19 protein-coding genes are annotated in these 26,257 nt (G+C 49.9%); 14 read left to right on the forward strand and 5 right to left on the reverse strand.

The window, feature by feature from the left end; all coding sequences use genetic code 11:
• Positions 1–11: 11 nt before the first annotated feature.
• Together GS501_RS05495 and GS501_RS05500 are read right to left on the reverse strand one after the other, a co-directional pair.
• Positions 12–4,193, reverse strand: coding sequence for a translocation/assembly module TamB domain-containing protein (locus GS501_RS05495; RefSeq protein WP_160830871.1), 4,182 nt, complete (start codon positions 4,191–4,193; stop codon positions 12–14).
• Positions 4,193–6,256: an autotransporter assembly complex family protein gene (locus GS501_RS05500; RefSeq protein WP_237442439.1), complete on the reverse strand. Its 2,064-nt coding sequence runs from the start codon at positions 6,254–6,256 to the stop codon at positions 4,193–4,195. The genes GS501_RS05495 and GS501_RS05500 overlap by 1 nt, the downstream gene beginning before the upstream one ends.
• 211 nt (positions 6,257–6,467) lie before the next feature.
• Here GS501_RS05500 and GS501_RS05505 point away from each other — a divergent pair, with 211 nt between their 5' ends.
• From GS501_RS05505 to GS501_RS05560, 12 genes are all read left to right on the forward strand, one after another.
• The gene (locus GS501_RS05505; protein WP_160830872.1) at positions 6,468–7,406 is read left to right on the forward strand and encodes a 1-acyl-sn-glycerol-3-phosphate acyltransferase; all 939 of its coding nucleotides are present in this window, start codon (positions 6,468–6,470) and stop codon (positions 7,404–7,406) included.
• A gap of 69 nt (positions 7,407–7,475) precedes the next feature.
• On the forward strand, positions 7,476–8,867 hold the full coding sequence (gene miaB, locus GS501_RS05510; protein ID WP_160830873.1) for a tRNA (N6-isopentenyl adenosine(37)-C2)-methylthiotransferase MiaB: 1,392 nt from the start codon (positions 7,476–7,478) through the stop codon (positions 8,865–8,867).
• Positions 8,864–9,931: a PhoH family protein gene (locus GS501_RS05515; RefSeq protein WP_160830874.1), complete on the forward strand. Its 1,068-nt coding sequence runs from the start codon at positions 8,864–8,866 to the stop codon at positions 9,929–9,931. The genes miaB and GS501_RS05515 overlap by 4 nt, the downstream gene beginning before the upstream one ends.
• Positions 9,928–10,419, forward strand: a complete 492-nt coding sequence (gene ybeY / locus GS501_RS05520; protein WP_160830875.1) for an rRNA maturation RNase YbeY — start codon at positions 9,928–9,930, stop codon at positions 10,417–10,419. Before GS501_RS05515 ends, ybeY begins: the two co-directional genes overlap by 4 nt.
• The gene (locus tag GS501_RS05525) at positions 10,416–11,312 is read left to right on the forward strand and encodes a hemolysin family protein (RefSeq protein WP_160830876.1); all 897 of its coding nucleotides are present in this window, start codon (positions 10,416–10,418) and stop codon (positions 11,310–11,312) included. The genes ybeY and GS501_RS05525 overlap by 4 nt, the downstream gene beginning before the upstream one ends.
• A 64-nt stretch (positions 11,313–11,376) precedes the next feature.
• Positions 11,377–11,994, forward strand: a complete 618-nt coding sequence (locus GS501_RS05530) for a thioredoxin domain-containing protein (RefSeq protein WP_160830877.1) — start codon at positions 11,377–11,379, stop codon at positions 11,992–11,994.
• Between the two features lie 34 nt (positions 11,995–12,028).
• A complete protein-coding gene (locus tag GS501_RS05535) occupies positions 12,029–16,570 on the forward strand; it encodes an AAA family ATPase (RefSeq protein ID WP_160830878.1) in 4,542 nt (1,513 codons plus the stop codon).
• A gap of 86 nt (positions 16,571–16,656) precedes the next feature.
• On the forward strand, positions 16,657–17,379 hold the full coding sequence (locus GS501_RS05540; protein ID WP_370517959.1) for a metallophosphoesterase: 723 nt from the start codon (positions 16,657–16,659) through the stop codon (positions 17,377–17,379).
• Entirely contained in the window at positions 17,369–17,707 is a 339-nt protein-coding gene (locus tag GS501_RS05545; RefSeq protein ID WP_160830879.1) for a chorismate mutase, read from the forward strand. Before GS501_RS05540 ends, GS501_RS05545 begins: the two co-directional genes overlap by 11 nt.
• A gap of 118 nt (positions 17,708–17,825) precedes the next feature.
• On the forward strand, positions 17,826–18,197 hold the full coding sequence (locus tag GS501_RS05550) for a glycerol dehydrogenase (RefSeq protein WP_160830880.1): 372 nt from the start codon (positions 17,826–17,828) through the stop codon (positions 18,195–18,197).
• Positions 18,197–20,389 carry a pyrroloquinoline quinone-dependent dehydrogenase gene (locus GS501_RS05555; RefSeq protein WP_160830881.1) on the forward strand — a complete coding sequence of 731 codons (2,193 nt, stop codon included), beginning with the start codon at positions 18,197–18,199 and terminating at the stop codon, positions 20,387–20,389. Before GS501_RS05550 ends, GS501_RS05555 begins: the two co-directional genes overlap by 1 nt.
• 149 nt (positions 20,390–20,538) lie before the next feature.
• On the forward strand, positions 20,539–21,828 hold the full coding sequence (locus GS501_RS05560) for a citrate synthase (RefSeq protein WP_160830882.1): 1,290 nt from the start codon (positions 20,539–20,541) through the stop codon (positions 21,826–21,828).
• A 32-nt stretch (positions 21,829–21,860) separates the two neighbouring features.
• Here the strand turns inward: GS501_RS05560 and GS501_RS05565 are convergent, their stop codons facing one another.
• Positions 21,861–22,097 carry a hypothetical protein gene (locus GS501_RS05565; protein WP_160831098.1) on the reverse strand — a complete coding sequence of 79 codons (237 nt, stop codon included), beginning with the start codon at positions 22,095–22,097 and terminating at the stop codon, positions 21,861–21,863.
• Positions 22,098–22,289: 192 nt separating this feature from the next.
• Between GS501_RS05565 and GS501_RS05570 the strand changes: the two genes are divergently transcribed.
• A complete protein-coding gene (locus GS501_RS05570) occupies positions 22,290–23,030 on the forward strand; it encodes an orotate phosphoribosyltransferase (protein ID WP_160830883.1) in 741 nt (246 codons plus the stop codon).
• Between the two features lie 15 nt (positions 23,031–23,045).
• Positions 23,046–23,945: a glutamate racemase gene (locus tag GS501_RS05575; RefSeq protein WP_370517944.1), complete on the forward strand. Its 900-nt coding sequence runs from the start codon at positions 23,046–23,048 to the stop codon at positions 23,943–23,945.
• Here GS501_RS05575 and GS501_RS05580 read toward each other — a convergent pair.
• A complete protein-coding gene (locus tag GS501_RS05580; RefSeq protein ID WP_160831099.1) occupies positions 23,921–24,868 on the reverse strand; it encodes a polyprenyl synthetase family protein in 948 nt (315 codons plus the stop codon). The two genes, GS501_RS05575 and GS501_RS05580, sit on opposite strands and share 25 nt — an antisense overlap.
• Positions 24,869–25,180: 312 nt before the next feature.
• Entirely contained in the window at positions 25,181–26,203 is a 1,023-nt protein-coding gene (locus GS501_RS05585) for a ribonucleotide-diphosphate reductase subunit beta (protein ID WP_160830885.1), read from the reverse strand.
• Positions 26,204–26,257: the final 54 nt, after the last annotated feature.

Genomic DNA, 26,257 nt, shown 5'->3' on the forward strand with positions numbered 1-26,257 from the left:
CACATCACCCCTTAATAATCTGTCCCATAAGACAAACCGATACTTGACCCAGGATCATTTTCAGGCGTTGTAAAGCCAGTAACCTGCCCGCCTGTGCCCACAGTCGTGTTCAATTTAAGATGTTTCGTCAGATCAACACGCACCTCGGCCTGAGAGCTGCTTTTTCCAGACAGCCCCTGACGTGCCCCGACATACACCCCTTTCATCACATATTTCCCAGCTTCAACGTTCGTTCCCCCATTTCCAACACTACTTCCACCACCAATCGTTAATTGATCAAGGCCAAGAGCATTTCGGGTCATTCCAAGAGGATCGAAAGAGGAACCCCCACCAATTTGGGCCACAGCCGCTGCCAACTCAGCCAGCTGCGTCGTTGACAGAGACGCACGATTAATACCGAAGAGAAGGATTGCAAGCACTTCATCCTGTGGCAGACGCGGCGTGGATGTAAAACTAATCTTTGGGTTACTGGCATGGCCCGAAACCAGCAAACTCGCGAGCGTCCCATTCGAGTTCCGATCCGCACGGAAATCAATTGATGGGTCAAGCTTATGCGTAACCCCTACCCCGTCGAAACCGACATGCCCCTGGGTAAAGTTCAGGTTAATCCCCCCGAGGTTAAAACTCCCACGACGCAAATCAATACCACCTGAAATAACAGGAACCTTACTTGTCCCTCCCACATGCAATCGGCCTTGCATTTCAGCGAATAGCCCGTGACCACGCACAAAAAGCTCACTAGGTATCTTCACGTCAATATTAAGGCCAATCAGTAGAGACGACGCAGACGCTTTTTCGGCTTCTGTTTGTGGCGTGACAACATCCAATTGCGGAACAGAGGCCGGCATGGAATCAGGAATGGTGATAGACGCCTGGGGGATCTTAACCCAACCAGCAACATCCATACGCGCAATCGCTTGACCATAGATATGAAGCTGACTGTCAATCGTCTCTTCAATCATATCATTACGCAATGGCTGCGCTTGATCCATGGCAAACTTCAAATCAACCGGAAGGCCAGGATGTAATACCCCAACATTCCCCACAAGGCTCATCGTTCCTTTACCCGCATGGATTAAGAGTTGATCAATAGAGATACTATCACCATTCGCCGTGATATCACCCTTGATATCAGTCAAATGGACACCTTGCGCATAATGGTCAAATGACCCGCCGCGGAGTTGTATCTTCCCCGATAAACGCGGCTGTTTCAGAGTACCTTTTACCCCCATATCGAGAGAAAGCTGCCCACCAACCCCCATACCGTAAGCCCCAAGAATAGCATTCGCAAAAGCTAAGTCAGCTTTCCCATTTGTCGTCAGATTCAAAGGCCCTGTGGGCTGCAAAGGAGCACTTCCTTGCAAAGTAAAGAGCAACTCTCTCCCCGCCGCCATATGCGCCTGAAGTTGAGCCGTTTTTCCTTGAAGGGTCGTTTTCACCTGAAAAGAGGCCGGCTCTAAGGAATCAGCAGGCCCATTCCGCATATGCAAACCAGCACCATTAAGCGTAATTGTCCCGGTTGGGGCTGCTAATGTCCCACGAACATTGGCGACAGCTGAAATTGTGCCATCTGCCTTGATAGATGGCGCAAAAGGCTCCGCCAAAGCCGGTGTTAATTGATCAAGCTTTAATGTTAACGCCAAATCTGGCTTTATTTTCCCCGCAACATCAAGCAAAGCCGGCACCCCATGTGGTGCGCGTACACTCAAGCGCAACCGATCCACAGCCATCGGCGAGCCATATTGGATTTTGGCAGGCGCCAGAAGCTGCACATGTTCACTCTTTGCTTCAGCCAGTAACTTACTGATTTGCACACGCTGACCAGGAACATCCTCCAAGGCCGCAAGATCAAAAGAGGCTGGTGCCCCTAAAACATGCTCGAACCGCCCCTTCAATGCGAGAGCCAATGCATTTTGCGGGCCTTTTATTTGCCCTTGCACGGCCCCCGTTATGCCCTTTGCCTTAATTCCCTTAATGACCATTGTGAGATTAGCCGTCGGGTCATTCGGCAAATGCGTTACGCTGCCTTTAAGGTTCATATCTTGCACAGCATAATCTGCCATCGTGACATGACCATTCAGCCCTAAATTTAACGTATCTTGTTCAGGCTGGGCATTCTGCCCTTTTTGCCCTGCCATCTGCACAGTATGAACACTTAAAGCCACATGCCCCGCAATCGGCTGCCCAATCAAACTGCGGAAAACCTCCAAATGACTAATAGCAAGATCAAGATCCCCTTTTGGGATTTTCTGCCCTGCAGGCAAACGGAGATTCCCCTTCCCTTGCAAGGTTTTCCACGACAGATTGGCAAGGTCGAGCCCCATATTTCCCGCCTGATCCCGCACAAATTGTGCTTGTAACGCAAGAGGCGCCCGATCCAACATTCCGGTTAGATCGACCTTCCCCTCGGGGTGGCTGGGAAGATGCTTCACAGAAGCAACAAGCGTTAAGGGAGCTGTGGGCACCACAACATTCCCGCGCTTTAGCCCAAACACACTCTCTAACCGTGCTTGAGCCTGCAAATCCGTCAAAGCTCCTTGCGCCTCAAGGGAAAGAGCCGCATGACCACGCAAACTAGCTTCAGCTTGCTGTAAATCTGGCAACGTCACCGACAGCGCCGTTTGAAGATGTTGCTTAGGGTCCAACACGCCTTGACCTTTGACATGCAAGGCACGTCCATCAAGGGTCAACGTATCAAGCTGTATTTGCCCGTTGGGAAGACGCGTCACATGCGTCACAAGATGACCCTGCGGCCCAATAAGATGAACCGCCTGAATCTGTCCCCCTGTAAACGCAATCTTACCATCCAACGCCGCCGTGATGGGATCTTGTGATGCTTTAGGAAGCGCAAAATCAGCATTAAGTTCTGTATGGCCCTTTAAAGGCGTGCCAATAGCCCCAGACAAAGCCTCAAAACTTGGAACCACCACGCTCATATGACCCGCAATGGCAGGGGAAAGGCCCCCTTTTAACAACACATGGACCAGATCATGATCCAGCGCGACATCAAAGGGACGATGCTCATCCGATGGGCGTATATGCGCTTTTAACGTCAGAGGCGCTCCAGCAAATAACGTTGGGTCTTTGCCGGGGATCCTCAACCCAATAATGCGTGCCACAAGCTGCGACTGCAGAGGCAGCGACTGCGCTCCCTCTCCATCACTCGCAAAATCAAGATGAATAGTCTCCGCTCCAGCGCCTGACGCCGCCAGCCCTTTAATATCAACGGTTCCCGTACCCTGAGGAACCATCAAATGACCATGCAAGTTGGTTGCTAAATGAATCGCCTCCCACCCAATACCTGGTAGGAGCGTCATGGGGGATGACGTTAATTGCAGCGCCAATGCGCCCGTAAGCTGATCTAAATTCACATCCCCTTTAAGAGACGCATTCAGCTGACCGGTTTGCGCTACGCCCGCTTGCAGTGAAAAGGCTGTGTTGATTTTCTGATAAGGACCATGAAGCGTCAGATCCATCGCCATCGGATCTAACGAAGGCATATGCCCTAATAAGGCAACAAATCCATTCTCACCTTCATCAAAATGAATCGTCGCATCTATAGTACGATGTCCATTGTGAGCATTTAAAACAATATGCGCTGGCTGGTCTAAACGCTTTACATCAACACCAAGCTGAAGCGCTGGCAATGTGTTAAGCGTAACGCCCTGCCCAAAAGGGGAAATATCGTTCAGATAAGCATGCCCCAACACAGCAACCGATACTGAATGCCCAATGAAAGACTCACCAACATCAATGCGTTTGACATCCAACTGATCCAACTGAATCGCAAGCGATGGTAGCCATAATTTTGTCTTCGTCTGCGGCTCTGGTGTTGGCTTAGGGGCCGAGACAAGCATACGAATAACATTAAGACGGTCCGCACGCAGGTGATCAATCTTAACTGTTTTGTGGAACAACGCTGACCAAGAAAGCTGCAAGTCCGCATGGTCCAACTCCAACCATACGCCTTTTTCATCTTTTAGAGCGGCATGCTCCAAAGCCAAATGCCACGGCAAAACACCTGACAGACCTTTAACTTGTACCATGCCCCCCGTGAGGCCTGGGAGTTTCTCTTCGATTGTCCGCTGACCAATCGTTGTGTTGACGGCTACCAACACCACAGCTACCAGCACCACGGGAAGACCAAGAAGAACAGCGAGAGTCCAAAGAGCAATCCGACGCAAACGACGCATTAGAAAGTCTCCCCCAGCCCTACATAGAGCTCCCATTTATCACCACGATAAGGCCGCTTAACAGGTAACGCGATGTCAACGCGAACAGGACCAATGGGCGTATAATAACGTACCCCGCCCCCATAACCGACGCGCAACTTACCATGACCAGGTGTGGAGTTCACACCAACCTGACCAGCATCAGCAAAGGCAACAACGCCAAAATTTTTAGGCAATCGTTGGCGGAACTCAACTGTCCCCGCATCCATTGAGGTCCCCCCAATAGCGTATTTCGTGTTCGCATATTGTGGCCCAACCCCTTGATAGCGGAAACCACGCACCGTCGCAGGCCCACCCGCATAAAGACGTTGGTCAGGTGGGATATTCCACGTAGACGCGCCCTGGATCGACGCGACTGTCCCACGCAAGGCAATAACACTGTACCCAGGTTTACTAATGCCTAAATGAGTCAAATCAAAATAGGTTGAAACTTGCAAATTAAGCGGAATGAAAAATGACGTTTTATGCTCTAAAGAGACAGAGGGCGTTACACCCAAAGCAATTCTGACACCATGTGTTGCCGGCTCAATGGGCGAACTTGGATGTGTATTATCATAATTTACTTGCAATGGTATCGAACCAATAAAGTAGTCTCGTGTTTCACCAAATTGGCGAATACTTTCTTGTTCAATAGACCCTGCCCCGCTGACATACCAATCCCGACCAAGAGGTTGCGAAATTCCACCACGCGCTAACCACGCTGTTTGATGATAGGAGTAGAAAAGCTGGCGCAACGCTTCGACACGAAGATTAAGGGTACGATCCCTTCTCATAAAATCTGGCTTATTAAAATCCGCATAAATATCGTAACCCAACCCTTGTTGGGATGTCCCGCCAAGACCAGTCGCAATCGCCGCAAGACGTAACTGCTCCCCTCGGCCGAACAAGTTACGATGCAACCATGTAACACCTGCTCGCCCACCAAGATCGGTCGAATAGCCCACATCACCTGTAATACGGTGCCGCTTTCCTTCCTTAAAATCAAAAATTAACGGCATCTCCTCATTCACGCCAGGGACAGAGCTCTTTTTTGACGAAATCGGCTGCGTTTTATCGGCATTCCTTACCTGAATAGACGAGAACAGCCCTGTTCCGCCTAAATCGGAACGGGCTCCCTCAATCACGGAAGGCTGATAAAGCTGCCCTTCATGAATGCTCAAGCGACGATAAAGATAGTCCGCCTTCACACGCTGCAACCCATTCATAAACAAAGGACCAATCACAACCCGTGGCCCGCGTGTAAGGAAAAACCGTATATCAACCCGCTTCGTTTCAGGATGAAGAATAGCCTGAGGGGCAGAAAGATCCGCCTGCGCATAGCCACGTTCCTGCAAGTAAGAAAGCAGACGCCCCTGCACCGCTAACACATCGGCCGCAACCGCAGGATCTCCTGAATGAATCGCTACTTGTTTTTCTTCATCAGGCGTTAAGGAGACCTCTTTAGGCGGGGCTTCTTTCTTAACTGTCGGGTTAGGGTTAGGGTTAGGGTTAGGGTTAGGGTTAGGGTTAGGGTTAGGGTTAGGGTTAGGGTTAGGGTTAGGGTTAGGGTTAGGGTTAGGGTTAGACAGAAACATGATACGACCAATTTTAAAAACCGGCCCTAACCGTGCTGAAATCGTAATAGAAACTTTTTGATCTTTGGGCACTGAGGATAAAAGCGCCGCCAATTGTGGATCCAATCCATCAAGAACATGTCCCCCCACATTGGCCTTTATAAAAACATCACCCCCATAATAGCCCCGAGAACGGAGCGCTCCCGCTAACCGGTCATAATCAGAGCGGATACGTCCTGCCAAAGCAAACGGCCCGACAGCACGTGTTTTTTGTAATGACTGAAGAGACGATGAGGCTTGAAGCCCCGTATCCACTAATGAATCACCCGTTGGCTTAAATGTCGTTGTATAGTTAACGCCACTCCGGCTATCAGCCTGTGCTGTAGGCAAATCATCTCCTCGTGCATGATGATTCCCCACCCCCAGCAGCATGACACCCGCTATGATCACAATCCGTGTGGGTTTCACCATCGTCCCCGTAATTTCATGATATTTTTATTGAATAGCCGAAGCCTTTGCGTTCATACCACAAAGACGTGCGCGAAAGTAACAGTGAAAGCTGTCATTGATGTGGCAATGAGCGATTAAATGTTTCTTTATCCTAATAAAACCTATTACTCCCTGTCTCGCAGAGCGTGGATCAGTGATTGTCTAGTTCGTATAAAGCTCTTATCATTATCCAATGTCCTCTCATCCCACATCGTCTTCTAACTCGACACTCTCGCGCTCGAACCGTCCGAGTTTTGATCCTGAAGAGCAGTTTAACAGTCGCCTTCCAACGACCCCTGGCTCATTGTGGAAGAATCTACGCAGTATCCGACGTATTGTCGGCGTCTTGCTCTGGGGAGCAATAAGCTGCATTATCCTCCCCATTCTAGCCTATACATCCAGGCCGCTCTCCAAGCGCTTCCCACGTTTGTTTTGGTCCATGCTCTGTTGGATCTTGAGCGTCAAAGTCCGCAAGATTGGGAAAAATGCTGGAAGTTATAAAAAACGCGCTGATGGCAAATACGTTATTTATGTAGCCAATCACACTTCATGGCTCGACATTGTCGTCTTAGGAAAAATACTGCCAACATGCTTTCTCTCCAAAGAGGAAGTACAACATTGGCCCCTGATAGGCTTTCTCAGCAATCTCGCTGGTACTGTTTACACAACACGAGACCCACGAGACGCTAATGTTAATATTCGTGACATGCTCGCCCGTATGGAAGAAGGGAATAATATTGCTTTCTTCCCTGAAGGAACCACATCAGACGGGCGTTCTGTTATGCCTTTTGTTCCATCATTATTCGCCATTGCGAAACCACCTAAAAATCGTCAAAACACTGAGGAAATCATTACCCCTCCTATGCTCATACAGCCTGTTTCGATTGTGTATGATCAACTCGAAGGCTTGCCTGTAGGGCGTACACGCCGTATCTCCGTCTTTTCGTGGTTTGGTGATATGGAACTTAATCCCCATGTCTGGGCTTTAGGGAAATGGCGCTCTATGCGGGCCTCTGTTATTTTCCATGAACCGCTTGATCCTGACTCCTTCCCATCACGCAGGACGTTATCCAACGCCGCTCACGAAGCGATACGTCAGGGATGTGAAGATCTTCGCCAGAACCGCCTTTAAGTCCTAACTCCTGAAACATATACCCGATGAGGGTGTTGTTTTTCCTTTTTCTTAACCTATTTGGATCACATGTCCGAACACACTTCTTCGTCCTCCTCCTCATCACCACGCGGTCTTCATATCATCACCTGGGGATGCCAGATGAATGTTTATGATAGCGCTCGCATGGCTGACGTGCTCCGGCCTCTCGGATATGCGCCCGTTGATCGCCCCGAAGAAGCCGACATGATTATCCTCAATACATGCCATATTCGTGAGAAAGCGGCTGAAAAAGTCTTTTCCGAACTCGGGCGCCTTCGCAAAATTCGGGAAGCCCGCAAGCTCGAAAAAGGCCGGGATACTTTTCTCGCAGTTGCCGGATGTGTCGCACAGGCAGAAGGAAAAGAGCTCCTCGCTCGTGCTCCTTTCGTTGACCTCGTACTCGGCCCGCAAACCTATCATCGCCTCCCTGAGATGGTCGCCCGCGTGACGCGTGCCGGGGGCGGTGTTATTGACACAGACTTCCCTGTCGAAACGAAATTTGACTTCCTGCCGGATGAAGCCGCCCCTCAAAATAGCGCCAACCTCACAGCCTTTCTCACCATTCAGGAAGGCTGCGATAAATTCTGCTCCTTCTGCGTCGTCCCCTACACGCGCGGTATGGAAGTGAGCCGCCCTGTTGCGTCTGTTCTTGCCGAAGCCAAACGCTTGGTGGAAAGCGGTGTCAGGGAGCTCACCCTCCTCGGCCAGAATGTCAACGCCTATCATGGAGAGTGGCAAGGAGAGCCTCTTTCCCTCGCAGGTTTGGCTGAAAAATTACGGGCCATTCCAGGCCTGTTACGCCTCCGTTATATGACATCTCATCCACGCGATATGGAAGAGTCATTAATGGTGGCGCACCGCGACAATCCCATCTTCATGCCATTCCTCCACCTTCCCGTTCAAAGTGGATCTGACCGCGTTTTAAAAGCCATGAACCGCGGCCATACGGCGGATGAATATCGTGATATCATCAAACGCCTTCGTCAGTTGCGCCCCGACATCGCCCTGTCTTCTGACTTCATTGTCGGGCACCCAGGTGAGACGGATGAGGATTTTGAAGCGACGATGCAACTTGTGAAAGATATCTCCTTCGCCAGTGCCTTTAGCTTTAAATATTCAGCACGCCCTGGCACGCCCGCAGCGGGTCAACCTTTCCAAGTCCCTGAAGATGTGAAAGATCGCCGTCTCGCGCGATTGCAGGCCTTATTGCGTGAACAGCAAGATGCGTTTAACGCTTCTCTTGTAGGCACAATTCAGGATATTCTCGTCACCGGGCCTGGTCGCAAACCAGGGCAACTCAGTGGGCGTTCGCCTTATCTGCAACCTGTTCATTTTGAAGGAGATTCCTCCCTGATTGGGCAGATCGTTAAAGTCCATATCACGACACAACGCACCAATTCATTGGGAGGCCTCTTGCATGAGGAGGCATTGGCCGTTTGACTTCGTCTACGCACGCTTCATCCGCCTCTCCTACTATTGGAGAACAACGCACCACCACGCTGCGTTTCCATGATAACCACCTCTTGCAACATCTTGTAGGGGACCATGACCGCCACTTAGCGCGGTTAGAGCGACATCTGGACGTTCAGCTCGTGTGCCGTGGCAACCGCATCGCGGTCTCGGGTAACCCTGCATCGGTCGAGCAAACTAAAACGGCTTTGCTCGCGCTTTATCAGCAGCTTGAACAAGGCCATATGATTGATGGTGAGCAGATTGACGGTGTTGTCCGTTTGACCTCGCTCCCTGCTCATCGTCGCACAATGCCCACCCCTCGTACGCATGAGAAAAAGGTGCCATCCTCACAGCTTGAAGACCTGCCTTCCATCCGGACCAAACGAGGAAATATTGCGCCACGCTCACATGGGCAGGCCGCCTATATGGCCGAGCTCGCCCAAAAAGAGCTTGTCTTTGGGATTGGCCCAGCGGGAACAGGGAAAACCTACCTCGCTGTTGCTCAAGCCGTCGCCATGTTTCAAGCCGGCCAAGTAGACCGGATCATCCTCTCACGCCCCGCTGTTGAAGCGGGAGAACGCCTTGGCTTCTTGCCTGGTGATATGCGGGAGAAAATTGATCCCTACTTACGCCCTCTTTATGATGCGCTGCATGACATGATGCCCGGTGACCAGTTGACGCGCCGTATGAGCAATGGGGAAATTGAGGTCGCTCCCCTTGCTTTTATGCGTGGACGTACGCTCGGTAATGCTTATGTCATCCTTGATGAAGCGCAAAACACAACACCCGCACAGATGAAAATGTTCCTCACCCGCATGGGGCCTAATACTCGTATGGCCATTACGGGAGATATGAGCCAAATTGACCTTCCTAAAGGTGTGACATCCGGCCTTAAAGACGCTGTCACAACATTGGAGAATGTGCAGGGGATTTCCATTTGTCGCCTTCGGTCCGAAGATGTTGTGCGACACCCCCTCGTGGCCCGTATTGTTGATGCGTATGACCGCACACCCCACAAAACCCCTCCTTCCTTCTTACAGAAAAGACCATGATTCCCCGACATAGAACCGCCCCCACTGACCTTGTCATCGAAGCGCCTCAGTGGCGGGCAACCTTGAATAATCTTGAACGGATCGTACAGCATACATATCAGATGGCATTGCGTTACGGCGATATAAACGCCTCCAACACGCCACCTCCTACCCTTGTTTTCTCCGATAACAGACGCGTCAAACAGCTTAATTTTCGCTTCCGTGGGCGCAATAAACCAACTAATGTCTTAACCTTTGATGCCTTCCCTCCCCATCATGGGGGCGATATCGTCTTTGCTTTTGAGACCATTAAAAAGGAAGCAGAGGTCGCCCATCGTTCCTTCCAGGCCCATCTGACTCATCTCCTGCTGCATGGGGTGCTCCATCTTGCCGGCCATGATCACCATCATCCAGGCGAAGCCCAGCGCATGGAAATGCGTGAGGCGTATATTTTGCGCCGCATGGGCTATGCCAATCCTTGGAAACAAGGAGGGAAGATCGGCCAATGACAGACCATCCTTCGTCGCGTTCTGGTTTTTTTGGGCTCTTTAGCCGAAAAGATCATGCCCCTGACCTTCGTCAGGCAATTGAAAATCTTGTTTCCACACAGGAAGCACCAGAGCTAGACCGTCAAGAACGTTCACTCATTATGAATGTTCTTCATCTCAGAAATATCACCGCTGATGATGTCATGGTGCCACGCGCTGATATTATTGCCATGCCAGACACCAGCTCTTTTGAGGATGCTCTCGCCCTTATGCGGCGTGAACATCATTCACGCATGCCTGTCTATCATGAGCAATTAGATGACATCGTCGGGATGCTTCACGTCAAAGATCTCATCTCTCATTTAGATACGAAGGAGAGTTTTGACCTTAAAAGCCTTCTCCGTCAGCCTCTTCTTATTGCGCCTACCATCCCAGTGCTTGATCTCCAGCTTCAAATGCGTCAGCGCCGCACCCATATGGCCCTCGTCATTGATGAATATGGGAGCATTGATGGACTCGTTACGATCGAAGATCTCATCGAAACCATCGTGGGCGATATTTCTGATGAGCATGACGACCCTGTAACCACTCCATGGATTGAACGCCCAGATGGATCAATTGATCTTGATGCACGTTTATCCGTCCGTGAGCTTGAAGAACGCTTCGGCCCTATCCTCACACAAGAAGAACGTGAGGCTGAAATTGAGACGGTCGGAGGGCTCGTTTTCCATTTGGCTGAGCATGTCCCAGTGCGTGATGAGGTCCTCACACATCCAAGTGGTGTTGAGTTTCGCGTGCTTGATGCCGATGCACGCCATATTCTCACCTTACGGATGCGCCTGCCCGAAGGTTGGGCTGAAACCCATAGCCCACTCCTCCTTTCCCATGAAAACAGACCTCTTGACGCTTCATAGGCAATATGACGTTGATAATGTCTTTCTTAGACTGCTCTCCCCACCCTGAAAGGAGCCTTCTCGCATGACCAACTCCTCCTTCCTCTCTCGTCGCACCTTCTTAGCCGCAGCGCCAAGTCTTGTGGCCGTTTCCGGTATTGCCAAAGCCAATACCCCAACAGATGCACGCCTCTCTCCCCGTATTATTGGGAGCCCGACAGCCCCTGTCCTTGTGCAAGAATGGTTCTCCCTCACATGCACACATTGCGCCCATTTCGCGACAGAAGAATTCCCTAAGATTCACGAGCAATTCATCGATACGGGAAAAATCCGTTACCAATTTCACGATTTCCCATTAGATCAAATCGGCCTCATTGCCGCGATGATCGCGCGTTCACTTCCTGCTTCACGCTACGAGACGTTCATTCTCTCCCTCTTCTCACGCCAGATGCAATGGGCTTTCTCTTCTGGTGATCCATTGCAACATCTTAAGCAAGAAGCCGCATTAGCTGGGATTTCTCCGCAACAATTTGATGCCATCCGCCAAGATAAAACTTTTGCTAAAGCCCTCTATGACCAAGCTCAACTTGATGGGTCGAACTATAATATTCAGGGCACACCGTATTTCCGCTTTAACAATAATGCTTATGCTCAGGATCCAGAAACGGTTGAAAAATTTGCCGAATTGGTCAGTAAGGCTTAAAGCAGTCTGACTTCTTCAATTCGCATGGTTTGCAATGACACAGCACAGGGCTACTCCTTCTCGCTTGGCAATCGCTGGATTCAAAAGTTTTGCTGACGAGACGCATCTTGACATCCTACCGGGCCTCACAGGGATTATCGGCCCCAATGGGTGCGGAAAATCCAATATTGTGGAAGCCCTGCGCTGGATCATGGGCGAAACTTCGGCCCGCGCGCTCCGTGGGAATGAAAGTGATGATCTCATTTTTGCGGGCACAGGCATTCGTCCAGCCCGCAACATTGCCAAAGTCACGCTTCACCTCAATGATACCCAGTCTCTAGCGCCCGCTCCTTTTACTGAATCCGATGAACTCGAGATTACACGCCAAGTTGAGCGTGGAAGCGGTAGCACCTATCGCATCAACAATCGTGTTATGCGCGCTCGAGATGTGCAAACTCTCTTTGCTGACCTGTCATCAGGAGCGCGTAGCTCCTCCATCATCAGCCAAAATCATGTCAGCCAGCTCATCAACCAACGTCCAGAAGAACGTCGTACCCTCCTGGAAGAAGCCGCCGGGATCACCGGCCTCCACGTAAGACGTCGTGATGCCGAACTCAAATTACGCCAAACAGAAAGCAATTTAGAACGTGCGGAGGAACATCGCCTTCGTCTAGAAGAGCAACTGAAGACACTTGGCAAGCAATCTGAACAAGCCCGCCATTACCGCCATTTCTCAGAAAATATTCGCCGAGGTGAGCTCCGTCTCCTCAGCCTCCAACATGCACGCGCCGAGAGAGCCGTTCAACAGCACCATCGCGCTCTTAAACAGACTCGCCAACTCTTAGAAGAAACTGAAAAAACACTCGATATCGCGACACATCAACATTTTGATCTCAAACAACAGGAAGATACCCATCAAGAAACGATTGATCGCATACGCCCTGAGCTCGAAACACTTCGTGTGCAGGTCAAAGTAACGCAGAACAACCTTGAGCATTCACAAAAAACAAATCAAGACGTTGATAAAGAACGGCGCTTACTCGCCCGTGATCAAGAATACTATCAACAGACAATCGATCAGATACAAAACCAGCGCCAAAAACTCGAACACGACATTGAGACCGTTACACTCGAAAGTGCTCAGCTCCCACCCCATTATCAACCACTTAAAGAAAAACTCGACCATCTCAAAACAGAACATAAAAAGCAGAGTGACCTTCTGGCAGCACTCAACGCGCGTCATCATGAAAATGCGCTCCAGCGTGAATCGGCGACAAGTCTCCTTCAGGCCCGCACTCAGCAGCTCACAGAAGCGCAACAGACATTGCAGCACTTACTGAGTGAACGCGATAAGCTTGAAGAAACCTGTCAACGTCACCCCTCACTCACGGAAGCTGAGCAAGAAGCGCGTAATGCCCAAGAAGCACTTCAACAGACTGAAGACGCCAGAGAGACGTCTCAAACACAATTCCATGAAAAACGCCTTCTCGTAGAACGTGCTACACATGCCGTCCATGAAGCCGAAACACGTAAAGAGCAGCTCGAAAAACGCCTGCGTGAAACCAAACAGCATTATGAACGTGCTCAGGCACAGCGTGAACACACCACGACAACCATTGCACAACTTGAAAAGACACTTCTCTCAGAAGAAGAGCGTAACACATTATCGCAGCGGATTGCCGACACGCGCCAAGCCCTACAACAAGCCGTTGAACATGCGCAAACGTGCCAACGCGCCAAAGAACACGCTGAGCAAGCCTGGCTCTCCCTCCGTGCCCTCACGGAGAAACAAACACAGAACCGCACTTTCCTCACTGGGGAGAGCCACCGCCTTGCTCAAGCCTATGCGAAACAAAAGGAACGTCTTCTCAACGCGCAGTCCTCTACAGAAAACGCACAAAAAGACATAATTTCACTTGAAGAACTGGACGCAGAACGCCGTGCTCTCGCCACATTAGAGCAGCAACGCCTCTCTGCTCAGAATAAACGAGATGAGCAAAAGCGCCTTTTACAACATGCGACCTCAACCTTTGAGGCCGCACGCACGCGCCTCAACACGCTAGAAGCCCAACATCGCCAACGCCAAAGCGAATGTGATGGGTTACGTCTCAGCCTCGGCGCAGAAGAAACACAAACACCTGACCCGCTTATTGAGCGCCTCAACGTTCCTCAGAACCTTACAAAGGCCCTCGCCAGTGCGTTAGCCGATGGGCTTGAAGCGTCCCTCACCACAGATCCAGCCAAACCAACCGAGAACCATTACGCGCTTCGCCATTGGACGCATCTCCCAGCGCTCACCTCACCAAAGCCTGCACCCCATCTTCCGCCACTGGCAGCGCATATTGACGCCCCTGCGGCCCTAGCCCGCGCTCTCGAGGCCGTTTTCCTGGTAAAGGACACCCAAGAAGGCAATCGGCTTCAGGAGAAGCTCCATCCTGGACAAAGCCTCGTCTGCCTCAACGGCCATCTCTGGCGGTGGGATGGTTTTGTCCGTAGCGACAAAGCCCCTTCACCAGAAGCTGTGCGGCTTGAGCAACAACAGCGCCTTCGTTTGCAAGAAAAAGAACTCGCGGAACTCACAGAAAAACTACACGACGCCCAGAAAGAAGCTGATAAAGCTCAGACAGACCTTTCGCATCATCAAGAGAATCTGGAGCGTCTGACAAACGCCCATCACCAGAGTGATGAAGAAGCCGTTCAAAAACGTCGTTTTTTAGAAGAACGTGAACAGCGTGCTGCTTTACAGCAGGAACAGCTTACCCTGGCCCAGCGTCATCTCACTGCTCAGCAAGAAGAACTTGATGCTCTTGCGCAACGACACGAAAAAATTGACCATGAGCTCTCCTCCCTTCCTGACGATCGAGCACGCGCTGAAGAAGCACAGCAACAAGCACACCAAGCACGTGAACGTGCCCACCGCGCCCATGAGCAACAGCAACAGGCACAAAGCCGTTATCATGAGGCCGAACGACACGCAGAGCAGGCACTTCTCCAACACCAAACCGTCCAAACGCGTTTAGAAGAACTGCGCGAGACCCATACACATCTACAGCATGATCTCCTTGCCTATACGCGCCAGCAAGAAGAGATCACACACGCGCTTGAAACCCTTAATCTCACGCAGCTTACTCACGATAAAGAACAGGTCGTTGAACAGTATCACCATGCTGAACAACATCATCTTCAAGCAACACATCTCTACCAAGAGCGTCATCAACACGCCCTTGCTGCCCGTCAACATTATGAACAACAACAACGCTCTCTCGCCACGATCCAAGGGCAATTTGAGAGCCTCCGCCATCAATGTGACATACAGACAGAAGCTCTTCTTTCTCTTGAAAAAGAGGTTAACGACCTCGCAACCACATTAAATACACTCCCTGCACTGAATGCTTTAGAGGCCGAGCGGAAAAACGCTCAAACCAACCTCGACACCACTCACGCTGAGCTCGACCACCATCAAAAACACTATGATGATCTTATTCAAAAAGAACATATTCTCCGTGATCGTCTTGAGGGCCTTCGCCAACAGAAAGCAACACTAGACCAAACATGGCATCATCTTCAGCATGAAGGGGAACGCCTTAAGGATCGCCAACACGCCCTTCATTCTCGTGAGAAGGCAGATGCCACTCCCCATATTGAACAGCTTCTCCAAAACCTCCAAAAAGATATGGAACGAATCGTTTCTCTTGAGAAAATATTAGAGAGCGAGGCACAAAAATTCACGGAGGTACAGACGCGTCGAAGTGAGTTACAGCAAAATATACAACAAAATCAGGAGCGTTTACGTCACTTACGTGATGAATTAACACGCATTGCCGCACGCTTAGACCATGCCGAGCAAGCTCAGACTCTTCTGCGTGAAGAAAACCCTCTCCCAGAGGGAACCCCTCTTCCGCATGAATCATCAGCCCATGCAGAAACCCTCGTGCGACGCGAGATTAAAAGCAACCATCAAGCCCGAGAGGAACTGGGACCCGTTAATCTTTGCGCTGAAGAGGAATTTCAAAAGAATAAATCAGAGGCCGATCGCCTCGCGCAAGAGCATCAAGAACTGGTCACCGCCATTGCGCGCCTCCGAAGCGCCATTGGGTCCATTAACCGTCAAGGCCGGAAGCGGCTCAAAGAGGTCTTTGATGACGTAAACACGCATTTCCAAGCTTTGTTTGAAAGAATGTTTGGAGGTGGTAAAGCACATCTTAGCCTCACGGGCAGTGAAGACCCCTTAGACGCGGGCCTAGAGATTTTTGCTCAACCACCGGGTAAGAAACTATCCTCGTTGTCTCTTCTTTCTGGCGGAGAGCAAGCCTTAACAGCGCTTTCCCTCATTTTTGCAGCGTTCCACAGCACGCCAGCCCCCATCTGCGTTCTTGATGAAGTCGATGCACCACTTGATGACGCTAATATTGAACGCTTCTGCCAGCTCCTGACGGAGATGACGACGAAAACAAAGACACGTTTTCTTGTCGTAACCCATCATCAACTTACCATGGCGCATATGGATCGACTTTTTGGAGTCACTATGCAAGAAAGAGGGGTTAGCCGTCTGTTATCTGTAAATCTTGATGAAAGTATCCAGATGACGAACGGTTGACGTTCATGCTCTGACATCAGACAATTAGCGACCTCTCTGTTAACTGACCGGAAACAAAAACTGCCGGAGCCGTGAAAGATCAACCTATTTTTGCCGAACCTACACTTTCCGAATCGGCTTTAAACCGCATTCGCCAATATGGGCTCCGTATTGTGGGTGACGTGCATGGCGACCTCAACGCGTTTCGTCATGCGATCGCAACGAAGCGTTATATCCTGCAACTCGGGGATCTTGTGGACCATGGCCCTGATAGTGCAGGTGTTCTTGAAGTCATGCTTGACCTTCTAGAAACGGAAAGAGGCATGTTTGTTCTAGGCAATCACGACCGTAAACTTGGTCGTGCTCTTGAAGGAAGGCGTTTGCGTCGTGACCCTCCCCTAGAAGAAACACTTCAGCAAATTGACCTTTCACCACAAGAAGATCTGGCCCGGCGTGCTTACGAAGCCATTCGCAAAGCGCCTGCGTGGCAACGGATTAATAATAAACTTTTTGTTCACGGTGGTTTTCATACGGCCATGCTGGCTGCCCCTCCACCACCAACCGGCCTAGAAGATATGTCGGCCCCACTCTCTCGTGCACTTTTTGGGGAAACAACCAGCCGCCTCCAGCCTGATGGGTATCCAGAGCGTCGCCTTAACTGGATTAACCGTATCCCCGCCGGGCTAACGGTTTATGTGGGGCATGACCGCCGCTCTTATGATGGACGCCCCTGGCATCGCACAGGTCGGCTCGGTGGTAAGGCTGTTTTCATGGATCTTGGCGCTGGGAAAGGTGGCCATCTTGCTTGGATTGATCTTCATGACTTCTGAAATATCAACCCTCTCTCCAGCTCTACGCGAACAGCTGCAAGAACTTCGCTCAAGCATCGACAATATTGATGCTGCCCTTATTTGCATGTTGGCTGAACGTTTTCGCTGCACTCAGCGTGTGGGGGAACTTAAAGCGCAGTACGGCCTCCCTCCTGTTGACGCTAAAAGGGAAGAAAAACAACGCAAACGCCTCCGTTCGCTCGCTCAAACGACAGGGCTTGACCCTGAGTTCTCCGAACGATTTTTCGCCTTCGTTGTTAAAGAAGTGATCGAAAACCACAAGGCCATTGCACAGGCCTATGAGAGCCGTAACAAAAAACAGAGTTAAATAACATAAAATTAATATTTTAATATTTTCACGTAATCGTGTTTAGGTAAAACCTTTCAAAAGCATAAGTAAAATCGTTTAGTCGGAGACGGGCTCCTCCCAATTTTGAGGTGACATAATGCTCTCTTCTTCGACGCCATCGCGGCAGCCACTTATCCGTGCCGCAATATTGGCTCTGGCTGGAATTATTACTCTTTTCGGCCTTTATTTTGTTATTCTCGGTACCGATCTCGCCTTCTGGGGTGGGTCTTGGTACTACGTTTTGTGCGGAATACTCCTTGTCGCCTCAGGTGTTTTTTTGTTTCGTCTCGCCCCGCTTGGAGCATGGCTTTACATCATCGCATGGGGCGTAACCATTCCATGGTCGATCTACGAAGTCGGGTTTGACCTTTGGGGCTGGGTTCCTCGTCTTTTTGGCCCAACCCTCATCGTTATTCCCGTTTTAGTTGCCCTGCCTTTTCTCTACAAATCGCAGAAGGGAGGATCGTAATGTCCAGGAAAATTCTGCTAGCCTCCTTACTCGTTAGCACCGCACTTGCCACAACAACGGCCGCGCTCGGACAGATCCCTCCCTCAACGACAACCCCAGGGCCAGGGCTAGAAACAGAGAGTAAGAATGCCGCATCGTCGATTTTCCAATCGCCCTCGCCTGATACTCCCCAACCAGCGGATGTTAACCCTGCTCGTCTGCCTGATGTTTCGGAAATCCCAGCTGACCAGCTTCCTCAAGCTGTGCCACAAGTTGGGGCCAATCCAAAACCGGAAGATTGGCCTGTCTATGGACGGGATGATTATCAGAGTCGCTTCTCTCCTCTGACCCAAATCACACCGCAAAACGTCTCACAACTTAAGAGAGTTTTTGTCTACCACACAGGAAGCCTTGTCCCTAAAGGGAAAATCAACAAATGGGCGGCTGAGACCACACCAATTAAGGTAGGTGATTCTCTTTATCTCTGCTCCGCCATGCATGACATGATGCGTGTCGATGCAACGACAGGAGAAGAGAAGTGGCATTTCCAAGCCAATGAGAACTATGACAGCATTCCTTACACAGCGTCATGTAAGGGGGTTGTTTACTTTACCTCTTCTCAAGTTCCAGAGGGCCAGCCTTGCCATAATCGCATTATGGAAGCCACGGTTGATAACCGCCTGATTGAGGTTGATGCTGATACGGGGAAAATATGCCCCATGTTCGGCTTTAACGGCCAAGTCAATCTCATGCAGGGTATGGGCTGGTCGGTTCCTGGTTTTGTCGCCATGACCTCCCCCCCACCTATCGTTAACGGTGTTATCGTCGTTAACCACGAGGTTTTGGATGGCCAACGTCGCTGGGCGCCTTCTGGCGTTATCCGCGGTTATGATGCTGAGAGTGGCAAATTTGTCTGGGCGTGGGATGTGAACAATCCAGACGACCACCACCTGCCCGCCAATGGTAAATATTATAGTCGCGGCACGCCGAACTCCTGGGCCGCCATGACAGGTGATAATGCCTTAGGTCTGGTTTACGTCCCTACGGGTAACTCCGCTGTCGATTATTATAGCGCCATGCGCACAGATGCTGAGAATAAAGTCTCTTCATCCGTTGTCGCTATTGATGTCCGCACGGGAGCCCCACGCTGGGTTTTCCAAACAGTCCATAAAGATGTTTGGGATTATGATATCGGGTCACAGGCTACATTATATGATGCGCCTCAACCTGATGGGACAACCATCCCTGCACTCATTATGCCAACGAAACGTGGGCAAACCTTTATTCTTGATCGCCGTACGGGCAAACCTTTGCCAGGCTTCCCTGTTGTGGAAAAAGAAGCCCCTCACCCAGGTGTTGTCCCAGGAGATGTCAGAGCTCCAACGCAACCATGGTCCGTTGGTGTTCCACGGTTTGGTTTCCCACCTCTAACAGAAGCTGATATGTGGGGTATGTCACCACTAGATCAGCTTTATTGCCGTATCAAATTCCGTAAGGCTGCGTACACAGGTGAGTTTACACCTCCTCACATCAACCAACCATGGATTGAATATCCTGGTTATAATGGTGGAAGCGACTGGGGCAGTATCGCCTACAACCCAAAGACAGGGATTTTGTTGGCCAACTGGAATAACCTTCCTATGTATGATCAGCTTGTTCCGCGTAAGAAAGCCGATCACCTCGGGCTTATTCCTATTGATTCCCCTCAATATAACCCTAAAGCTGGCGGGGCTGAGGGTAATGGTGCTCAAGGAGATACACCCTTTGGTATCGTCGTGACGCCTTTCTGGAATGCCTTCACACAAATGATGTGCAACAGACCCCCTTACGGTATGATCACCGCTATTGACTTGCACGCGCATAAAATCCTTTGGCAAAAACCATTAGGAGATGCACGGGCTAATGGTCCTTGGGGGTTGCCTACAGGGTTACCTCTTCCGATTGGAACACCGAATAATGGTGGCCCTGTCATTACAGCGGGTGGTGTTGCTTTTGTTGCAGCCACAACAGACAACGAACTCCATGCCTTTGACATGGCAACAGGAAAACTTCTCTGGACAGATGTTCTTCCCGGTGGGGGGCAAGCAACCCCCATTACATACGCCGTCAATGGGCGTCAGTATGTCGCTATTGTGGCGGGTGGACATCACTTTATGCGCACACCCATTTCTGATGCGCTAGTTGTCTATGCTCTCCCAGAGCAGAAACACTAAGTTTTAATAAAGTCTTTTTAAAAACGGATGAAAGCGTCTCATTTTTGGGCCACTTTCATCCGTTTTTTTGATGAAAAATCATATCGCTACCAAGATATTTTCAGTAGCATCACTTCTCATAGACATTATTTTAATACGGGACGGCACCGATGAAGACACGCGCTCCTTCTTCTTTTCCCCTGTCAGCCTCAACCTCTTTGGTGCCTTCCACATTAGGTCCTTCTGCGTTTGATCAACGCACAGTCAACGCAGAAACAGGTCTCTTCGCCTTTGATCCTGGATTTTCTTCCACCGCGTCTTACCAAAGTAAGATTACCTTTATTGATGGGGAAAAAGGTATTCTCCTTCACCGTGGCTACCCTATTGAGCAACTCGCGCTCAAAACTAATTTTACAGAACTCACCTATCTCCTTCTGTACGGAGAACTACCGACCCAGCCACAATATCAAAATTTTTGCGCTAATATGGCGCAGCATCGCCTTTTAAACGAACAGATCCGCAATTTCTTTAATGGGTTCCGTCGCGATACACATCCCATGGCGATTTTGTGCGGGACAGTCTCTGCTCTCTCGAGCTTTCATAAAGAGGCTTTTGATACCTCTCTCTTTGAAAACCGAGAGTGCGCAGCACGACAGTTGATTGCTAAGATTCCAACCATTGCAGCCTGGGCCTATAAATACACGATCGGAGAGCCATTTATTTATCCAGAAGAAGAACTCTCATTCTCTGAAAATATTCTTCACATGCTCTTTGCGCGGCCTGGGCGGAAGGAAACAATCAACCCTGTCCTTGCCCGCGCAATCGATCGGATTTTACTTCTTCATGCTGATCATGAACAAAACGCCTCATCAACAGCCGTAAGGCTTGTCGGCTCCACAGGAGCAAATCCTTTCGCCTGTATTTCAGCGGGGATCGCCGCTCTCTGGGGCCCAGCCCATGGTGGTGCCAATGAGGCCGCCTTAGACATGTTCCATCAAATAGGTTCCAAGAAAAACATTCCAGCTTTTCTAGAAAAAGTGAAAAACAAGAACTCAGGCATCCGCCTTATGGGATTTGGTCATCGCATTTACCGCAATGTTGACCCCCGCGCTAAACTGATCCAAGCCAGCTGTCATGAAGTCATCGAGACATTAGGCCTAGAACGTGACCCGATGCTTGATCTCGCCATGGAACTTGAGCGCATCGCCAAGGAAGATGATTATTTCATCAGTCGGAAGCTCTACCCCAATGTCGATTTTTACTCGGGGCTCATTCTCCGCGCGCTCGGCATCCCCACCTCAATGTTCACAGCACTTTTTGCCATTGCTCGAACCAGCGGGTGGGCGAGCCAATGGCTTGAAATGACGACCGACCCCAATAACCGCATCATGCGCCCACGGCAAATCTACACGGGTGAAACATTCCGAAATGTCGTCGCTCTAAAGGAACGTCCCATATAATGGGACGCATTCTCATTAAATATGCAAAAAAATTAGCAGTTGCACCCACGCGTCCGCGCGCGAGACTGGCGCACAATGTGATGGTCAATCCACTCAGAAACAAGCAACCGTGCTTCTGGGATCGACGATTCGGGATGATGAATGCGGTACAGCGTCGTACAAGCCGCGAAAATCTGCATCTCGCTCTGCCCCATATTATGGAGCTCCTGATACGCAGTCACCACGGCGCGCTCGCACTTACGGCCAATATGGCTTACTTCAAGTTCCATCATCTACCTCTAAAATGGCGGGTCAGCTTGCAGACTCAACCCTACAAGAGATCGAGCCTTTATATAGAATAACTTATATCTCGAACAAGATATTCTTATCAGAAAATTAGGACGGTAGATTCATCTTTCCCCTACCCCCCTTTCCTTTTAGCCGCTAAATGTCTCCATAGAAACCTATTTTTGGAGAAGATAATGACCGCATCCGGCAGTTCCTCTCATAGTAACCGTCACACACAGTGGGATCGCGATGCCGCTCTGACAACAGCGCGTATTCTCCTGGAAATTAAAGCCATTAATTTCCGCCCAGATGAGCCTTATACGCTGACCTCAGGCTGGAAATCCCCCGTCTATATTGATTGCCGTAAGATTATTTTCTTCCCACGGGCGCGTACAAAACTCATGGAACTCGCTGTTGAGAAAATTGGCCGCCATATCGGGTATGAAAGCATTGAAGCTGTCGTTGGTGGGGAGACAGCCGGTATTCCATTTTCTGCATGGATCGCCGACCGTATGATGACCCCAATGGCTTATGTACGGAAAAAACCCAAAGGATTCGGCCGTAACGCTCAAATCGAAGGGGATGTGCCAGAGGGAATGCGCACATTACTCGTAGAAGATCTTACCTCGGACGGCGCTTCCAAAATTCGCTTTACAAATGCACTTCGTAAAGCAGGCGCTATCGTCGATCATACTTTTGTTATCTTCTACTATGGCGTATTCCCCGGCGCGCAAAAAACATTAAGCGACATGGGTATTTCATTACATGCTCTCTGCACCTGGTGGGATGTCCTCGAAGCCTGCTCTGATGGCAGCTATTTCTCCGAAGAAGACAGCGCTGAAGTCCGCCGCTTTTTAGAAAATCCTTGTGAATGGTCTAAGAAACATGGTGGAGTTGGGAGTGCAGAAGAGGCTTTAGCCTTTAAGCAGGGTTAGATCTCTTTTTTTCACTTGAGTGATGAGAAAGTAACGTCCATGCACCCTTCCCCATTTCCACGGATTTTGGTCTTTGATTCTGGCATAGGGGGCATGGGTATTGTTCGTGCCTTGCGTGAAAAGTCATCTGCTCTGACAATAGATTATCTCGCTGATAATGCTCTCTTTCCCTATGGCGAGCAGCCTGATGATCTTCTCATTAACCGCGTCGTCAGCCTTATCACTCAGGCCTGCCACATTTTACAACCTGATCTCGTCATTATTGCGTGCAACACAGCCAGCACGTTGGTTCTCCCTGCACTCCGCGCTGTTCTTCAACAACCGGTCGTCGGGTGTGTTCCTCCCATTCGCTGGGCAGGTCGTGTTTCTCAAACACGCACTATTGGTCTACTCGCCACAAAAGCCACGGCTCGGCGGATTTATGTAACCGATTTACATCAACAATTTGCACCAGATTGCCGTCTTATCATCCACGGCTCTTCCAAACTCGCTGAATGTGCTGAACTCGCCTTTCGCGGTGAAAAATTTTCGGCACAAGATGTTCTCAATGAGGTTGAACAGCTTTTCTCTCAACCTGGTGGTCATTCTATCGATACTATCGGACTTGGGTGTACGCACTACACATTCTTGATGCCGACTTTTCAACTCCTAGAAAAGCAAAACACCGTCACATGGCTTGATCCCGCACCTGCCGTTGCTGACTACGTGCTGCAACGGCTGACGGAAAGCCCTCTTTCCCATCCTCCATCAGAAGAGCTACGCCTATCGCCTCAGCGTTTCTTTGCCACCGCAACCCCGAAGAACTCTGATGACCTCATCCAGCATATTAGCTGGCTCGGCTTTAGCAGGTGGGAGCTTTTCCACACTCCCATACCCACCACACAAGACGCTCAGCTTGCGCGATTAACTGTGTAAAGAACCGTCTGAGTTAAAAGGCTTTTTAAGTGACTCTCTGGGAAGATCTTTAATGCTTCGACGGCATTCTCGGCATATTGAGAGGCTGCTTCCAATGTTTTCCCAATGGCACCAGTACGCTCAATAGCTTCAAGAGCTTTCGCAAGATCGTGCTCGCTTTGCTCATTATCTTCAATGACGCGGCGCCAAAAAGTGCGTTCTTCTTCAGTTCCATTTTCGTAAGCCGCCAATACGGGAAGCGTAATCTTCCCTTCTCTGAAGTCATCCCCAATGGTTTTGCCCAGAACCTGTTGGTCTGCAGCATAATCTAGAGCATCATCCACTAATTGGAATGCCATGCCTAAATTAGTTCCAAAGGCTTCAAGGGCGAGCTCTTCTTCCTCACCACGGCCGGCAACAACAGCACCAACGCGACAAGCGGCAGCAAAAAGTGCCGCTGTCTTACCGTGAATCACTTCCAAATACCGATCAATCGGTGTCGAAAGATCATTTTGTGTGGACATTTGAAGTACTTCGCCTTCGGCAATCGTCGCCGAAGCATCGGACAAAATCGCCATCACAGGCAGTGATCCATCCGCCGTCATCAACTGGAAGGAACGTGCAAAGAGGAAATCCCCCACCAAGACTGACGCTTTATTACCAAACAGCGCGTTCGCCGAGGCAATCCCACGGCGTAGGTTGCTCTCATCGACAACATCATCATGCAGCAAAGTTGCCGTATGGATAAATTCCACACAAGCCGCAAGGCCCACATGCCGCTTGCGGGGATCATTCGGATCATACCCGCAAAGGCGTGCCGACGCTAACGTCAATAATGGCCGTAACCGCTTCCCCCCAGCAGCAACAAGATGTGCCCCCAGCTGAGGAATAAGCGGGACAGAGCTTTGCATTCTATCAATGATAGCCTGATTACAGGCACGCATATCATCCGCCAGATAGGCTGACAAAGCCTGCAGCGCATCCTCCTCCCGCACCTCTTCACGCTGTGATGCAGATTGTTTGGCAGTAAGAGGGTCTGACGAGGAAGAAACCAAGGCTCACAACTCCACTTTCCCCCGCCCTCTATGTAACAAGGTCTGAGGGAGGCAACATAAACGGGACAGCCCCCATTATGCTCACACTATAATGGGGAACAATCCCTGATCAAAATTTAACAGACATATGAGCAGATGCGCGACGATGGTCAAGTCATCTCGCACTGGCTCTCTGCTCGCCTTTAAGAGTTTGTTCTACAATTAAGAAAAAACATCACTCTCAAAAGCATCTTCCCAGTTCCCTTGGGTCGAGGCACGTGAATATTCTGTCGCACGATTTTCGAAGAAATTCGTATGCTCAACAGCGTTCAACATGTCATCCATCCAAGGAAGTGGATTTTCATTAATGCCGTAAATTGGGTCTAATCCAAGCTGAGTTAAGCGACGGTCTGCAATAAACCGAATATAACGCTCTACTTCACCAGGCGTTAACCCTTCTACCGAGCCCATTTCAAACGCCAACTCAATAAAAGCATCTTCGTGAGAGACTGTTACACGGCAGATCTCTCTCAACTCTTCACGGAACTCTTCAGTCCATAATTCTGGATTTTCACGAATAAAGGTCCGGAATAGTCGAATCATCGACAAACAATGCAACGTCTCATCACGCACAGACCAAGAGACAATTTGTCCCATTCCCTTGAGCTTATTAAAGCGCGGGAAGTTCATCAAAATTGCGAAGGATGCAAAAAGCTGCAGCCCTTCCATAAAGGCCCCAAACGCGGCCATTGTCTTCGCAATTTCACGTTTACTATTGATATTGAAGGACTGCATGAAGTCATACTTGTCCTTCATCTCCTTATACTTCAAAAATGCCGAATATTCTGTCTCTGGCATCCCAATTGTATCAAGAAGATGCGAATATGCCGCAATATGAATGGTTTCAATATTGGAGAAACATGACAGCATCATCAATACTTCAGTCGGTTTAAAAACCTGACTGTAATATTTCATATAAGCTGAGTTCACCTCAACATCAGCTTGCGTAAAGAAACGCAAGATCTGTGTGACCAGGTTCCGCTCCACATCATTGAGGTTACGGTGCCAGTCCTTCACATCCTCAGCCATCGGCACTTCTTCTGGAAGCCAATGCAAACGCTGTTGGGTCAACCACGCATCATAAGCCCATGGGTAACGAAAAGGCTTATAAACGGGGTTTTCAACGAGAAGATTGGCCTGTGCTGCTGATTCAGGCGCAGAAGGAAGCTCAGCACTATCCGTCATGTTTTATGATCCTTAAAATCTTTTATCGCTCATTTTCTCAAGATGTCAGAAACA

The sequence above is a fragment of the Saccharibacter sp. 17.LH.SD genome, from assembly GCF_009834805.1.
In the GTDB taxonomy this organism is placed as follows: Bacteria; Pseudomonadota; Alphaproteobacteria; order Acetobacterales; family Acetobacteraceae; genus Saccharibacter.

Coding starts and splice junctions, on each gene's coding strand:
- GS501_RS05495 (WP_160830871.1), bottom strand. CDS start 4,193: ATGCGTCGTTTGCGTCGGATTGCTCTTTGGACTCTCGCTGTTCTTCTT.
- GS501_RS05500 (WP_237442439.1), bottom strand. CDS start 6,256: ATGGTGAAACCCACACGGATTGTGATCATAGCGGGTGTCATGCTGCTG.
- GS501_RS05505 (WP_160830872.1), top strand. CDS start 6,468: ATGTCCTCTCATCCCACATCGTCTTCTAACTCGACACTCTCGCGCTCG.
- miaB (WP_160830873.1), top strand. CDS start 7,476: ATGTCCGAACACACTTCTTCGTCCTCCTCCTCATCACCACGCGGTCTT.
- ybeY (WP_160830875.1), top strand. CDS start 9,928: ATGATTCCCCGACATAGAACCGCCCCCACTGACCTTGTCATCGAAGCG.
- GS501_RS05525 (WP_160830876.1), top strand. CDS start 10,416: ATGACAGACCATCCTTCGTCGCGTTCTGGTTTTTTTGGGCTCTTTAGC.
- GS501_RS05530 (WP_160830877.1), top strand. CDS start 11,377: ATGACCAACTCCTCCTTCCTCTCTCGTCGCACCTTCTTAGCCGCAGCG.
- GS501_RS05535 (WP_160830878.1), top strand. CDS start 12,029: ATGACACAGCACAGGGCTACTCCTTCTCGCTTGGCAATCGCTGGATTC.
- GS501_RS05545 (WP_160830879.1), top strand. CDS start 17,369: ATGACTTCTGAAATATCAACCCTCTCTCCAGCTCTACGCGAACAGCTG.
- GS501_RS05550 (WP_160830880.1), top strand. CDS start 17,826: ATGCTCTCTTCTTCGACGCCATCGCGGCAGCCACTTATCCGTGCCGCA.
- GS501_RS05555 (WP_160830881.1), top strand. CDS start 18,197: ATGTCCAGGAAAATTCTGCTAGCCTCCTTACTCGTTAGCACCGCACTT.
- GS501_RS05560 (WP_160830882.1), top strand. CDS start 20,539: ATGAAGACACGCGCTCCTTCTTCTTTTCCCCTGTCAGCCTCAACCTCT.
- GS501_RS05565 (WP_160831098.1), bottom strand. CDS start 22,097: ATGGAACTTGAAGTAAGCCATATTGGCCGTAAGTGCGAGCGCGCCGTG.
- GS501_RS05570 (WP_160830883.1), top strand. CDS start 22,290: ATGACCGCATCCGGCAGTTCCTCTCATAGTAACCGTCACACACAGTGG.
- GS501_RS05580 (WP_160831099.1), bottom strand. CDS start 24,868: ATGCGTGCCTGTAATCAGGCTATCATTGATAGAATGCAAAGCTCTGTC.
- GS501_RS05585 (WP_160830885.1), bottom strand. CDS start 26,203: ATGACGGATAGTGCTGAGCTTCCTTCTGCGCCTGAATCAGCAGCACAG.